This window comes from Pseudomonas sp. R43(2017), from assembly GCF_002112345.1.
GTDB classification, from domain to species: Bacteria; Pseudomonadota; Gammaproteobacteria; order Pseudomonadales; family Pseudomonadaceae; genus Aquipseudomonas; species Aquipseudomonas kribbensis.
Genome location: NZ_NEHJ01000004.1, coordinates 347,965 through 361,482, shown reverse-complemented (window position 1 = coordinate 361,482; position 13,518 = coordinate 347,965). Strand labels below are relative to the sequence as shown.

Here is a 13,518-nt window from a genome sequence, read left to right as displayed (position 1 = left end):
CGGGCTCTGAATTTAGCCAAAAAAGATCGATTCATATTAAATTTAACTTTTAACCAAATTCAGCGCTAGCACTGATAGGGCTAAAAACCAACACGCCTTACTACTGGAAATACTCCATACTTAGGTAGTCCAGCTGGTCTCTAGCAGCTTCAATTTTTTCCAATTATAAGTTCAAGTGACTCCTTAGTTAATTGCACTAGCTGATGTTCAAGCCCCCGCTTGCTGAACTTGATTTTTATTTGGGTGTAGCCCTCGTCATTCGTATACATCCAGTTTGCATGAACGACCTTATTGCGTAGGCTGCCGCACTCGCGCAAGACTGGAATAAGCTGTAAAAAACAGTCCGGTTGACCGCCCGTTTCACGAAAAAAGTCAGATGCAAAACGTTCAAATAAGTCTAGTGTTGTTGCATACATCATGGTGCCAACAACTAATAGGCCTTTTTGGTCCGTTCTATCTGAGATAAAACCACATAGGATGTCGTCGATGTCCGTCTCAAGTGTATTAAACCATAGTACAACCTCACCGATTAGGGGCATCAGCTCACGAACGTAGTCATACGCGTTATCTGTATCACCGAGACCGCCAATTCTCAACTGACCGACTGATAAGGTTTTAACCTTCATGATTATTCAACCCTTTAATTTTCGCATACTACCTATGACCTACAGTAGCCTTTGAGGGGCGGTCGTACGAGTGTCATTTGCATCTCAAGATTAAAACCGATGGTCGCAATAACGCTCCCACTGTATGTAGAAGTCGCGGTCATGAAGGGCAGCTTTTGGCCGATAGCTGCCGATCGCATATGCATCAACGCAGGATATCGCCATGGCCGAGATTTGAGCGTATCCAGAGAGTGATTTGGTGTAGATAACGGTTCAATTCCATGATCCGGGCTATGGCAGTGGAGACGTGAACGATGTCTCCACTCTACTAAGAAGCTCAGGCGCTTGGTTTGAGTACGACTTTTGTCCAGCCGCTGTCACGGTCATCAAAATGCTTGTAGGCCCCAGGACCTTCGGCAAGTTTTAGACGATGAGAGATAATTTGGGCGGGGTTGGCGCGGCCGTGATGAATGAGTTCGGCCAATCGACGGTTATAGGCTTTGACATTGGCCTGGCCGGTTTTGATCTGCTGGCCCTTGAACCAGAACGCGCCGAAGTCAAAAGCCATCTTGCCTTGCTTGGCCAGTTCGTTTTCGGCCCCCGGATCTTGCGGTACGAATACCCCGACCACACCGATTCCGCCCGTGGCCTTGGTGGAAGCAACCAGATTGTTCATGGTCAGGTGATTGGCTTCATGGCCATGTCGGTCGCAACACTGATAGCCAACGCATTCGCAGCCACGATCCGTGCCTTTGCCATGGGTCAGATTCATAATCTGATCCACAGCCTCTTTCTCCACCGAATTGATTGGCGTCGCGCCGATCTGGGCGGCGAGTTTCAACCGGTCAGGGTGATTGTCGACGACAAAGACTTGCGACGCCCCTTTGATCATCGCTGAGTGAGCGGCCATCAAACCGACCGGGCCGGCACCATAAATGGCGATACTTTCACCCGGCAGCAGGCCAGCCAGCTCAGTGGCGTGCCAGCCGGTGGGAAAAATGTCGGACAGCATCACGTAATCGTCTTCCCGCTCCTGGGCATCTTCGGGGAGAACCAGGCAGTTGAAATCCGCATAAGGCACACGAAGCAGCTCTGCCTGCCCTCCTTGATATGGCCCCATATCGGCAAAACCATAGGCAGCACCTGCGCTACCGGGGTTGGCCGTTAGACAGAAACCGGTCAGGCCCCTCTCGCAGTTCTCACAGAAACCGCAACCGATATTGAAGGGAAGGCAGACTCGATCCCCTACCTTCACCCGTTCCACGGCCGCCCCCACCTCAATGACTTCACCCAGATTCTCGTGTCCGAAAACCCGACCGGTTTCCATTGAGGTCCGCCCTTCGTACATGTGCAGATCTGAACCGCAGATATTGGTCGTCGTGATCCGAACCAGGACATCGGTCGGTTTTTCAATTTTCGCGTCGGCAACGTTTTGCACACTGACGTCACGCGGGCCGTTATAGACAATGGCTTTCATGTTGTTCTCCCGTTGGCAAACGAAGTGAAATTTCGTCTGCTCAGTCTTATCTGTCAGAGACAGGCAAAGGGACGTTCAAACATTTGAAAGGCTGAAGTGACGAGTGGTGATATGCAGAGTTTTTTGCCGGAAAGTCTGAACTATTTGCCGTCAAGCAGACCTGACAACGCCAACGCATTTGCCAGTGCCGCACCGCTTGCGGTGTTATCAAAGATGCACCAGAGGTTTTCGGCTTGAACCGCCTGCAGTTGAGTTGCAAGCGTTTCCAGGTAATCCGGACCGTAGGGACTGTGGTAAATCCTTGGAGAGCCGTGCAGGCGCCAATACTTTACGACGGATGCTCCTTGGGGTGTTCTGTCGGTGCTGATTCGCGAGGGATCGACCGCCGCTTGTGCGATCTGATATCCGGCTAACAACTGCTCGGCGTTCACCCACGACTCGTGGCGTGGCTCCAATACGACGGGCTCGGTGTACCTCTCCCTCAGCATGCTGAAAAATTGCTCTGTGACAGTTTTCTCATAGACCAGCGACGGGGGAAGTTGAACCAGCAGACACCCTAGACGTTCGCCCAATCCGGAGCACTGCTCCATGAAAATCTCAAATTCGGCTTCACATCCGGCCAAGCGTAAATCATGGGTGATGCGTTTCGGTATTTTCACACTGAAACGAAAATCCCGAGGTACGGACTGCGCCCAGCGCTCGTACGTCGTTCTACGATGTGGGCGGTAAAAAGAGCTGTTGAGTTCAACGCCTATCAACTTGAGGGCGTAGCGTTGCAGGTGCGTGCCTTGGGCAGGAAACTGCGCAGCGAAATCACGCCCTATGCTCCATCCCGCGCAACCGATGTAAATGCGCGAATGACTCAAAACAGTACCCTGCCCGCTTCGCGCATGAAGATCTCGACGGTCTTTGGTCCGACTCCATCAAAGGCAGACAGGCGTTTTTCGAACTCTTGACGATCGGGCTTCGCCTTAAGCATGTTCAATACCTTGCCTGCGTACTCATCGTTGAGTTTTCCGGCAAGTTCCAACAGGCGCGATGCCATTGATTCGTCGTATCTCACGTAGTGAGCTTCGCCGAGCATTCGTACCAGTTCTCGGTGCGAACGATGAGCAAGTTTGCGTGGCGTATCGCAACCATGTCGCTCAACGATGACGCGGTAAGCCTCCGCCGCGATCCCGGCCTGGATACGTTTTCCCATAAGGAAACTGGCGATCAGCCACTTGAACAGCCCCTGCTCGTTGGCTGTCGAAAGATCAATCTGTAGATCCTGTGCACTGATCAATTTGGGCATGAGGCTGCTCCTGACTGAACTCACTTTTTGCGTGGAAGCACAGCCCCCAGCACCTGTTTGGCGGTTTGCACGACAATCCCGGCTTCGTCCGGATCCCCCTTGAGCAACGTGGTGGCGAACTTCTTCGCCTGCTCAAGCTTGATGTGCGGTGGAAGCGGTGGAACGTTGGGGTCGGTCTTGAACTCGATCAGCACGGGAACATCCGAAGCCAGTGCCTGCTCCCACGCAGCGGCTACGTCCTCTTCGCGATCGACGAAGATGCCTTTCAAACCAATGGAAATGGCGAACAGGTGATAAGGAACATCGGGAATGCTTTGCGACGCTTCGAACTTCGGATCCCCCTCCATGACCCGTTGTTCCCACGTCACCTGATTGAGGTCTTCATTGTTGAAGACGGCGCAGATCCATTTTGGGCTTGCCCATTGCCGCCAATACTTGGCCACGGTGATCAGCTCCGCCATGTTGTTCATCTGCATCGCTCCATCCCCCACCAGCGCGATCACCGGACGCTCCGGGAAAGCGAATTTGGCCGCGATCGCATAAGGTACAGCGGCACCCATCGAGGCCAGGCCGCCGGACAAGGAACACTTCATGCCGCGACGCACCTTCAGATCGCGGGCGAACCAGTTGGCGCAAGAGCCGGAATCGCTGGTGATGATCGAAAGCTCCGGCAGGCGTGGCGACAGTTCGAACACCACCCGTTGCGGATTGACGGGATCGGCCTTGGCCATGGCGCGCTTTTCCAGGGTTTTCTCCCAGGAGCTGCGCCAGCCTTCGACCTTTTTGCGCCATTTGCGTGAGGTTTTGTGCTCGAGCAACGGCAACAGCGCGGCGAGGGTTTCGGCGGCGTCCCCCACCAGATTGACTTCCATGGGGTAGCGCAGGCTTAGCATGTCGGGTTGCAAGTCGACCTGCACCCCACGAGCCTGACCTTCCTTTGGCAGAAACTCAGAATACGGAAAACCCGAGCCAATCATCAGCAAGGTGTCGCATTCGGTCATCAGTTTGTAGCTGGGTTCGGTGCCCAGCAGACCGATACTGCCGGTGACCCAAGGCAATTCGTCCGGCAGTGCCGCTTTGCCCAAGAGCGCCTTGGCGACACCGGCACCGAGTTTTTCCGCCACGGAGATGACCTGGCCGGTCGCCTGCAACGCACCGGCGCCCACCAGAATCGCCACCTTTTCACCCGCGTTTAAAACCTCGGCAGCACGTTGCAGATCCGCGTCATAAGGCACGACCTTCGGTTTGGTGTAACCCACCCCCGAATGCACGGTGCCATGGGCTCGTCCCGGAGGTTCATATTCGATGTCCTGCAAATCGTTAGGCAGGATAATCGCCGTCACGCGCCGCTCACCCACGGCCGTGCGTACCGCTCTGTCGATCAAGTGGCGAACCTGTGCCGGGGCTGACGCCTGTTGCACGAAGGCACCGGCCACATCCTTGAACATCGACAGCAGGTCCAGCTCTTGCTGATAGTGCCCACCGAGTGCCGCACGGGCCTGCTGGCCCACAATCGCCAACACGGGCATGTGATCCATGCGTGCATCGTAGAGCCCCGTGATCAGGTGCGAGGCACCGGGGCCTGACGTGGCGATGCACACCCCCAGCTCACCGGTGAACTTGGCATGCGCCGAGGCCATGAACGCAGCCATCTCTTCGTGCCGCGCCTGAACGAATTCGATCTTGCCCTGCGCCCGGCTCAGTGCACCGAAAACACCGTTGATGCCGTCGCCCGGATAACCAAAGATCCGCGTAACGCCCCACTCGCTCAGCCTCTCGACCAGAAAATCTCCTACGGTCATCGTCATGTCGTTCCAGCCTTCATCCAGTGCATGTAAAGGACTGGACAGTCCGCCGGACAGCGAAGTTCGTCTGAATGTCGAGCCCATCCATCCAGTGACGCATGGGCTGATTGCAAGACCGGCAAAGGGTGAATCTTGCAGAGTGCAATCCGGCTTACAGGTGAGTCGTACCTCAGGTCACTGACTTGAAAGACATTTATATCCGCGATGCAAATGGCACGCTAAATGCGACTAAGCCTGAGCACATAACAATGATCCAGCCGCAAATCCTTAAACCGGAGACAGCCAAATGAACGCTATCGATCTTTTGAAAGCTGACCATGAAAAAGTGAAAGGCATCCTGGGCCAGTTGAGCGATTCCACCGAACGGGCCACCAAAAAACGGGTAGAGCTTCTGGACAAGCTGGAGATGGAAATCACCATCCATACCCGCCTTGAAGAGGAAATCCTCTACCCGGCCTTCAAGGCAACGGGCAGCAAGGAACAGGACGTGATGTATTACGAGGCCAAGGAAGAACATCGCACCGTGGATTCACTCGTATTGCCCGACCTCAAGGAAACCGATCCCGGCACCCCGGAGTTCGCCGGCCGGGTAAAAGTCGTCAAGGAGCTGCTGGAACACCACATCGAGGAAGAGGAAAAAGAGATGTTTCCTCAAGCCAGGAAACTGCTCGGCAAAGCCCGGCTCGATGAACTTGGCGAGCAGATGGAGGCCATGAAAAGCGCCTGTAAAAAAGAATGGTCCGCCAGCCATATAGCGGCATGACCAGCCACAGGGCCTGATTTGACGATCAGGCCCTTTTTCGGGAGAGCAGTCATGACCCGAGCTGAAACCGATTCGGTGCACGCCTTGTTGCTACCGCGCAATGGCTGGGTGCCGAACAATCCGCGTCTGCCCGTGTTGGTGTATTCCGGTGTCATTGCCATCCAAGGTGAAGATCCAGCGTCGGCATTCGAGAAAACCTTTGCCGACAACGGTTGGCCGCCACAGTGGCGTTCCACTGTCTTTGACTATCACCACTACCATACCCAAGGCCATGAGGTGCTTGGCATCGCCCGCGGCGAGGCTCGCTTGATGATCGGCGGCCCGGACGGGCAGATACTCATGGTCAGCGCGGGCGATGTCCTGTTGTTGCCGGCAGGCACCGGTCATTGCAGCCTGAATGCCAGCGACGATTTTCTGGTGGTCGGCGCCTACCCGCCTAGCCAGCATTCGGATATTCGCCGGGAGTCGCCCAGCGAAGCTCAGTTGCAGCAGATCGAAACACTGCCATTCCCCGCCACCGACCCTGTTCAGGGCCGCTCTGGAGCGTTGACCGAGTATTGGACGAGTCAATCTTCGGCGGGATGAATCTTGCCGCTGAACACACGAAAACCGTAGGTGTTGTAAAACAGCGTCAGCGGGATCAGCACCGCGAATCCCGTCAGCATGAACACCTGACTGACCGGGCTCGACGCAGCAGCCTGCAAGGTCAATTGCGGCGGGATGATCAGCGGAAACAGGGTGACGAGCATCAAGGCGAATGCCAGGACGAAAATGCCCAGGGTGGCGAACAGCGGCAGATAGTCGCGTCGGGTTGCGAAGGCCGCCCGGAATCCGGCCAGCAACAGCGTCAGGACCACCATCGTCGGTAGCCATACCAGAGGATTTCCCAAGCGTTGCGCATAGTGCCCGTGAAGGGTCGATGTCCAGACAACCAGAACGATCAGCAAGACTACGGTCAGCATGGCCAACCACTTTGCCTGCCGCCGCGCGCGGATTTGAAGTTCGCCTTCGCATCGCCAATACAGCCAGCCTGCGCCCAGCCATGTGTAGCCGATCACCAGCACCGCGCCGCAAAAAAACGGGAATGGGGCCAGCCATTCCCAACCGCCACCGCTGTATTGGCCGTTTTGTTCGGGTACCCCTTGTACCAGTGTGCCCAGCACGATCCCCTGACAGCCGCCAGCCACAACCGAGCCGAGCATCATTAAACCATCCACCCCGCGCTTGATGCGGTCATTGGGCGCATGATCGCGAAACTCCAGCGCCATCGCCCGGGCAATCAACGCCAGAAACATCAGAATGAACGGCAGGTACAGTGCCGGCAGCAGAATGGCGTAAGCCCTGGGGAACATGGCGAGCAAGCCACCGCCGCCGAGCACCAGCCAGGTTTCGTTGGCGTCCCAGATCGGCAGAATACTCACAGCCATGGCCCGGCGGTGCTGACGACTGTGAGTCACGCCCATCAGGATGCCCGTGCCCAGATCCGTGCCGTCCAGCAGCACATAGTTCAGCACGGAGAACCCGACTGCTGCCGCGCAGAGTAGTGTCAGCCAGTCAGTACCGAACATGCGCTTCTAGCCTCATCATTTGCCGGTTTCCCGAGCGAGAGCAGGTTGCGGCCCTTCTTCGTGCTCGCGGGGCGGCTGGCGCAACAGGCGCAGCAGTACCCACAGGCCGATCCCGAATGTCGCCAGATAGAACAGCAAAATGGTCCACGTGGCGCTGACGACTTGCGCCCGGGACACGGACGAAAGGCTGTCGGCCGTGCGCAGCAGACCATAAACGGTGAACGGCTGACGTCCCACTTCGGTGACCACCCAGCCGCAGAGCATCGCCAGTATTCCCGCCGGCGCCATCCAGACACTCACTCGAAGCATCCAGCGCGCTTCGTACAAGCGCCTGCGCCAACGTAGGACCAAGCTGATGACGCCCTGCCCCAGCATCAACAGGCCCAGACCGACCATCGCCCGAAAGGCAAAAAACACTGCCGGCACCGGCGGGATGTCCTGTGCCGGAAATTCATCGAGCGCCGGGATCGTGCTGCTCAAGTCGTGGCGCAAATACAAGGACGCGATGCGCGGGATCTCCACCTCCCAATGATTGCGCCGTTGGTCCATGTCAGGGATCGCGAACAGACGCAAAGGCTCGCCCGCGCCCTCGGGTGGACGCGTCCATGTACCTTCGATGGCGGCGACCTTTTGCGGCTGGTATTCGAGGCTGTGTTCGCCATGCAGATCACCGACCACGATCTGCACCGGGATCAGCGCTGCAAGTGCCCAGAGCGCCATGGAATAGGTCAGCCGGGCCCTTGGATTCTCGGGTGCATGCAGCAACTGCCAGGCGCTGGCCCCGGCCAGCAGCGTGGCCGTACCCAGTAGCGTGGCCAGGGTCATGTGCACGAACCGGTATGGAAAGGACGGATTGAATATGATCGCCCACCAGTCCCGGGCAATGAACCGACCATCGGCGGCTATCGAATAACCGGCGGGTGTCTGCATCCACGAATTGGCGGACAGAATCCAGAACGCACTGATCAGCGAGCCCGCCGCAACGGCGCAGGTGGCGAAGAAATGCAGACGCGGGCCGACCTTGTTCAAGCCGAACAGCATGATTCCCAGAAAACCGGCCTCGAGGAAAAAAGCCGCCAGCACCTCGTAGAACATCAAGGGGCCGAGGATACCGCCCACCTGCGTCGACAATCGCGACCAGTTGAGCCCGAACTGGTACTCCAGAATCAGCCCCGACGCCGTGCCCACCGCCACATTGAGCGCGAAGATTTTCAGCCAGTGGCGGTAGACATCCAGATAGACAGCCCTGCCGCTGCGTAACCACAGGGCTTCGAGCACCATCAGGAAACTCGCCAGACCGATGGTCAGCGCCGCCAGGACGATATGGAAACTGATGGTGATCGCAAACTGCGCCCGCGCGACCATCAAGGCGCTATCAATCGCGTTCATGAAACTTGCCGAGGGTATGGGCTGAAATGAGCATGACGGCGTCCGCTAATGCATTTGCCGGTTGACCTGTTCAGCGGCCCGATGATTCCAATATCTCGACTTTATCCTGAAAAAGAGCTGCGGGATGTCAGGCCCATTCGCGCCGCTCACTCTACTCGTTCTAAATAATCCTACGCTTTCCGGTTTTAGTATTCGGCCGTTGAGTAAATGCAGTGGAGGGGACTCTGTGGCATAAGCATAAGATGTCGATTCGGCCGAACTGATCCCCATTCTTGTCCACCGGGGCACTCCCTCTCTGCACGCGACGCTCTCTCTTTCAGGCTCAGCCGACTTTGTGCAAAGCTTCGACAAGTTCGCTTTTACGCATGGTCGAGCGCCCCGCGATGCCGTGCTTGCGTGCTCGGTCCATGAGTTCGGCCTTGGTCATATCTTCCAGTTGCTGACTGGGCCGCGGCTCCCCCTTGCGAGTGGCGGCGGCACGTTTGCCAGAAGACTTTCGGGCTTTCTTCTTGGCTGTCTCGCTGGTTTTCTGTCCAGAGCCGCCCTTGCGCTCGCCGCCGCCGGACTGCTTATTGACTGAGGCCCAGGCGCGCGCCTGGGATTCATCCTTTGAAACGCCCTTAGCCTCGTAGCTCTCCTCGATGTGCTCGGCCTTACGCTTTTGCTTGTCGGTGTACTTGTCTTTATCTCCACGCGGCATAGTGGTTGACCTCCTCTCGATTGACCGGTTTTTCCATGCATCATCGCTATGCTCACAGAGGCGCGAGCATGTGCCATTGATAACGGATGATTTCAGGCATAGGCGGCCCCAGGCGAGGACGCCGCCATTATTGGCAACGCAGCCTTACCCGAGGCGAGGGATAAGCTGATCTGCTTTAGGAATAGAGTATTCATAGGCTTACTCTGGAGGCTGCACGACGTCAGTGTCGCTATATGGTGGAGTCCGAGATGGGTCAAAGGTTTGTTTTTTCGTTGGGGGTGGATATACAAATGTTCGACGGGTCGCTAACCGGCCAATCATGGCTCCCTCATCCCCAACCGATCATGTGTGAGGCTGCAATTGACCATCATGCGCTCGCACAGAAAAAACAGACTGCGCGATGCCAATAACAATCAGTCCACCATCTGCCGTTTGATACGTCTCCAGTCGTGATACGCAGCATTCCTTTTCTCCTCAGCTAGAGCTTTGGCTTAGGAAAACCGCTGCCAGATTTCGCTACTGGTTGTGCCGACCTCGATGATCAGATACGCAGCGTCGTACAGGATGTCCGCATCACGAAACATCTGCGTGTTGAGTGCTATTTCCGCATCCCAGCTGCGGTCAGCGTTTTGACTGGTCAATGGATTCTTCATGGTCTAAACCTCGTCCCATACGAGTGGAGTAGGTTCTCGCCAGAGGACATCTGTGACCCCGAAGCGCTCAGCCATTGGCTTGGACATGCGCTTCAACGATGGTTTGCCGCGTTTGGGTAGCGGAGCGACTCCTGCATCACAGCACGCCCAATGCCAAGCATGTGCATTATTCATTTCGCCGGTACGAATTACGAAAGACGTGGGAACGCCGTGACACTTGTATTCAACTATCCACGAACTGATTTTGTTCACGACACTCTCCGATGCTCATAAGCAGAGGATCATGGGAGCGCGCAAATAATTCAGAACATTTGTTGACCAATTGACATCGTTGAAACAAACGCCAAATTTATTGTACAAACCTCGAGAGACCGTACAGATTTCGGAGCAATCCTATGTCAGCGGCTGACTTGCTTGTTTCGTGGAGCCAACGCTGGAGGCTGCGAAACGGGGTGGTGGTTTGCAGGGGATGTGGCGCTACTCAAGCCGAATGCGATAAAGGTGCCGCCTTTGAGCATGCGACCACTTGCCCCAACGCCCATACTGGAATGAAGCCTTGGGAAGATCTTCACGCGGCGGCGGGTAGCGACAACTCACGTCGATGAGTGGGTTACTTGGTGAGATCAAGCATTAAAACGCACGGGGCCTGCGTGCCGCCTAGATCAGGCAAGAGGAAGCGTCACAGTGAACGTCGTACCCAGCTCTAATGATGACTCGACACCTATTTCTCCGCCATGACCTTTCACGACTTCTGCGGCGATAAACAGTCCTAGCCCCAAGCCCGCTGACGGCCCGTTTTCGTTCTCGGCAAACGCAGAGTAACGCCCTTCTGGCGTGAACAGAAAAGGCATTGCGCTTATGGGGATGGGATCACCAAAATTTTGTACGGTGAAATGCACTTCTCTTGCAGATTTTTTCAATGATGCTCGAATAGGCTGATGACGGTCACCATGCTGAACAGCATTGTTCACCAAGTTGGAAAAAGCCTGTTCAATCCGCAGCGGATCGAATTGGCCTACAACGATGGCGGTGTCAGTCAGCGCTATTTGAGTATCGGGGAAGCGAGCGGCGGCCTCAGCCAGGATGGATTGGCAAACGGCGCTAAGGTCAATCTTCTGCTTGTTTACCGGAATTCCATTACCGAGGTTGGACCGTGCAAGATCCAGCAAGTCATCAACAATCTGATTGGCCCGGCGCACGCTGACGCCAATTTGGTTCGCCAGGTGCGAATTCCGATCGGTGTTTTCGCTGGACTGTTGAAGCAAATCCGCGGACATCATGATGGCACCCAAAGGACTACGTAAATCATGACCAAGTACGCCCAATACCATTTTTCGCGTGGTCTCGACGGCTCGACCATAGGAGGCAATGGACTCAACCAATGCCTGATCTATTGCTTCATTAAAACGGATCATGTCCTGCAGTTGGTGACGTTCACCCGAAAACACTTCAGCCATCCACAGCCTTAGTACCGTTGAACGCAGCGCACGATATTCCGAAACCATCTGGTCAAGCGTGAAGCCGTCCATCAATCGCAGTACGGCGTGGGTTTGCGCTGGTGTCTCTTCATCTTCTGATGGCGCTCGGCCCTGCGATTTATCGATTTGCTCCTGCTCTGTCTGAAACTTACGCATGTCCGATGCAACGCGATGAAGTATCTGCTGAGCGTGATTCCTGAGGCCTTTCTGATCCGAAATTGGCACAGGAGTGACCACCGTCCGAGCGAAATGCTCCCACTCAACCAAGATCGACTCCATGTTCGAAAAAATGAACGTCGAAAGCCTCATGCCATTCTCCCGCCGCTGAAAGATCACGCTCGGAGGCGCATCTGCAAGCCTAGGACACTGAGGTTAATAGATAAAGATACGACTAGACCGGATGTTTCTAAGCGTGATGAGCCACAATATCTAGCGGATCAAAGGAGGATTGTGAACGCTGAATATCTGGATGATCGCTTGTGGTCGACTGCGGCCGTTCACTTCATTTCGCTCTCAAAACTATCTCTCTCGTAGTCAAAAATGGTGCCAGCGTCTCGGATCAGCTGTCTCCACTCCCTGGCTGAAACGAGTCCTGCTTCTTCCATTTCGTCAGCCATCTTTAGGAGTTCGCCATACTGTTCCTCAATCGACATTTGAGGCTCGGGATTCCTTGCCAGTTGCAGCCACTCCGTCAGCGCTTTTTTCTTTTTCTCGGCGAACATTTAGAGGAGACCTCTTGAGCTTATATTTCCAGTTGACGGAGGTACTTTCTCCACGTTCCCATTGAGCGACTAGCGGTTTCCTGAGGAGGGTTGCTGCTCGGCTGACTACTAAGTCTCGTTTAGTTTCGACTGACCGTTAGCAGCGTTACCGCGATGCGCTCGACCTTTTCATATTCGGGTTTTAGAAGTTCTTCTCCAAAGACATCCGGATCGAGTTCAACATAAGTCCAACTGAAGTCACTGCCCAGCATTGATCCGATCATCGCCAGAAAAGGATCCGCGCCAGCGACCATGGCAACGCCGGTGTAAAGCAGAAGCGTCCCCCCCTGACTCAGTCGTGGCAGCGCCTCGCGCACAATACGCACCGACAGCGCTTCACCCAAGGCACCACCGCCGTGGCGGTAGGCGCGCTGCTGTTGGTCGTTCATGTATGGAGGATTGGCCACCACTAGGTCGAATCGCCCTTCGACACTGGCCAGAAGATCACTGTAGTAAATGGCAATATTATCCATGCCGGCCAGTTCGGCGTTGACCGCCGTCAGCCGCAGCGCTTGCGGATTGATGTCCACCGCGATCACCTGAGCCTGCGGATAAGCTTGGGCAATCAGCACCGCGCCGACGCCGGCGCCACAGCCGATGTCTACCGCATGTTTGACTGGTGTCGTGCGCTGTTGCAGGTAGGCATTGATAGCCCGGGCAAATCGATAGGTGTCCGGCCCAAAAAACACTGCGTCATTTTGTTTGGTTGGAAAAGACGAGTGAACAAACAGCAAATCGTTCAACGATGACCAGCGAACGGTGCTACGCCAAAGCCCGTCTTGTTGTTCGAGAATTCCCGCGCATTCCAGTGCTTGAAATCGTTCGGTGCCGAAAAGCCCTTGATCGAAGAGCATCGACCAACCAAAAACATCACGCAGATCCTTAGCTAGGCACCTATCCGCCCGTTGCAAGACCCTCTCATGCGTCAACGGTGTCGGGGTGGTGAATCGGTAACCGTCCTTCTGCAAGCGCAAACCCAGCTCGATCAATTCACGGTCGACTCGCTGCTGTACCGACATGAGGCC

Annotated in this window: 15 protein-coding genes; 2 read left to right on the top strand and 13 right to left on the bottom strand. The window is 55.6% G+C overall.

All coding sequences use genetic code 11. The features are described from left to right. Positions 1-149 precede the first annotated feature (149 nt). The 5 genes from CAG02_RS13645 to CAG02_RS13625 form a co-directional block, all read right to left on the bottom strand. Positions 150-626, bottom strand: a complete 477-nt coding sequence (locus tag CAG02_RS13645) for a hypothetical protein (RefSeq protein ID WP_085709529.1) — start codon at positions 624-626, stop codon at positions 150-152. Positions 627-942: 316 nt separating this feature from the next. Further along, positions 943-2,082 carry a glutathione-independent formaldehyde dehydrogenase gene (locus CAG02_RS13640; protein ID WP_085709528.1) on the bottom strand — a complete coding sequence of 380 codons (1,140 nt, stop codon included), beginning with the start codon at positions 2,080-2,082 and terminating at the stop codon, positions 943-945. A 140-nt stretch (positions 2,083-2,222) separates the two neighbouring features. Beyond that, entirely contained in the window at positions 2,223-2,948 is a 726-nt protein-coding gene (locus CAG02_RS13635; protein WP_139831873.1) for a DUF72 domain-containing protein, read from the bottom strand. Continuing rightward, the gene (locus CAG02_RS13630) at positions 2,945-3,376 is read right to left on the bottom strand and encodes a DNA methylase (RefSeq protein WP_085709527.1); all 432 of its coding nucleotides are present in this window, start codon (positions 3,374-3,376) and stop codon (positions 2,945-2,947) included. Before CAG02_RS13630 ends, CAG02_RS13635 begins: the two co-directional genes overlap by 4 nt. Positions 3,377-3,396: 20 nt before the next feature. Continuing rightward, positions 3,397-5,184, bottom strand: coding sequence for a thiamine pyrophosphate-requiring protein (locus CAG02_RS13625; RefSeq protein WP_085709526.1), 1,788 nt, complete (start codon positions 5,182-5,184; stop codon positions 3,397-3,399). Between the two features lie 283 nt (positions 5,185-5,467). On the opposite strand from CAG02_RS13625, the gene CAG02_RS13620 reads away from it, so the two are divergent. Further along, complete coding sequence (locus CAG02_RS13620) at positions 5,468-5,944, top strand: hemerythrin domain-containing protein (RefSeq protein ID WP_085709525.1); 477 nt, start codon at positions 5,468-5,470, stop codon at positions 5,942-5,944. A 51-nt stretch (positions 5,945-5,995) separates the two neighbouring features. Then, positions 5,996-6,529 carry a cupin domain-containing protein gene (locus CAG02_RS13615; protein ID WP_085709524.1) on the top strand — a complete coding sequence of 178 codons (534 nt, stop codon included), beginning with the start codon at positions 5,996-5,998 and terminating at the stop codon, positions 6,527-6,529. Here CAG02_RS13615 and cydB read toward each other — a convergent pair. The 8 genes from cydB to CAG02_RS13580 all read right to left on the bottom strand — a co-directional run bounded on the left by cydB (position 6,511) and on the right by CAG02_RS13580 (position 13,512). Then, a complete protein-coding gene (cydB, locus tag CAG02_RS13610) occupies positions 6,511-7,512 on the bottom strand; it encodes a cytochrome d ubiquinol oxidase subunit II (protein WP_085709523.1) in 1,002 nt (333 codons plus the stop codon). The genes CAG02_RS13615 and cydB overlap by 19 nt on opposite strands. Positions 7,513-7,527: 15 nt before the next feature. Then, entirely contained in the window at positions 7,528-8,901 is a 1,374-nt protein-coding gene (locus CAG02_RS13605; protein WP_085709522.1) for a cytochrome ubiquinol oxidase subunit I, read from the bottom strand. A gap of 322 nt (positions 8,902-9,223) precedes the next feature. Then, the gene (locus CAG02_RS13600) at positions 9,224-9,601 is read right to left on the bottom strand and encodes a Rho termination factor N-terminal domain-containing protein (protein ID WP_085709521.1); all 378 of its coding nucleotides are present in this window, start codon (positions 9,599-9,601) and stop codon (positions 9,224-9,226) included. Positions 9,602-10,092: 491 nt separating this feature from the next. Continuing rightward, the gene (locus CAG02_RS29820) at positions 10,093-10,254 is read right to left on the bottom strand and encodes a hypothetical protein (protein WP_170931596.1); all 162 of its coding nucleotides are present in this window, start codon (positions 10,252-10,254) and stop codon (positions 10,093-10,095) included. Between the two features lie 3 nt (positions 10,255-10,257). Continuing rightward, complete coding sequence (locus CAG02_RS30045) at positions 10,258-10,506, bottom strand: DUF6555 family protein (protein ID WP_085709520.1); 249 nt, start codon at positions 10,504-10,506, stop codon at positions 10,258-10,260. Between the two features lie 410 nt (positions 10,507-10,916). Continuing rightward, positions 10,917-12,041, bottom strand: coding sequence for a sensor histidine kinase KdpD (locus tag CAG02_RS13590; protein WP_085709519.1), 1,125 nt, complete (start codon positions 12,039-12,041; stop codon positions 10,917-10,919). Between the two features lie 188 nt (positions 12,042-12,229). Further along, positions 12,230-12,454 carry a hypothetical protein gene (locus tag CAG02_RS13585; protein WP_085709518.1) on the bottom strand — a complete coding sequence of 75 codons (225 nt, stop codon included), beginning with the start codon at positions 12,452-12,454 and terminating at the stop codon, positions 12,230-12,232. A gap of 119 nt (positions 12,455-12,573) precedes the next feature. After that, entirely contained in the window at positions 12,574-13,512 is a 939-nt protein-coding gene (locus tag CAG02_RS13580) for a class I SAM-dependent methyltransferase (RefSeq protein WP_085709517.1), read from the bottom strand. Positions 13,513-13,518: the final 6 nt, after the last annotated feature.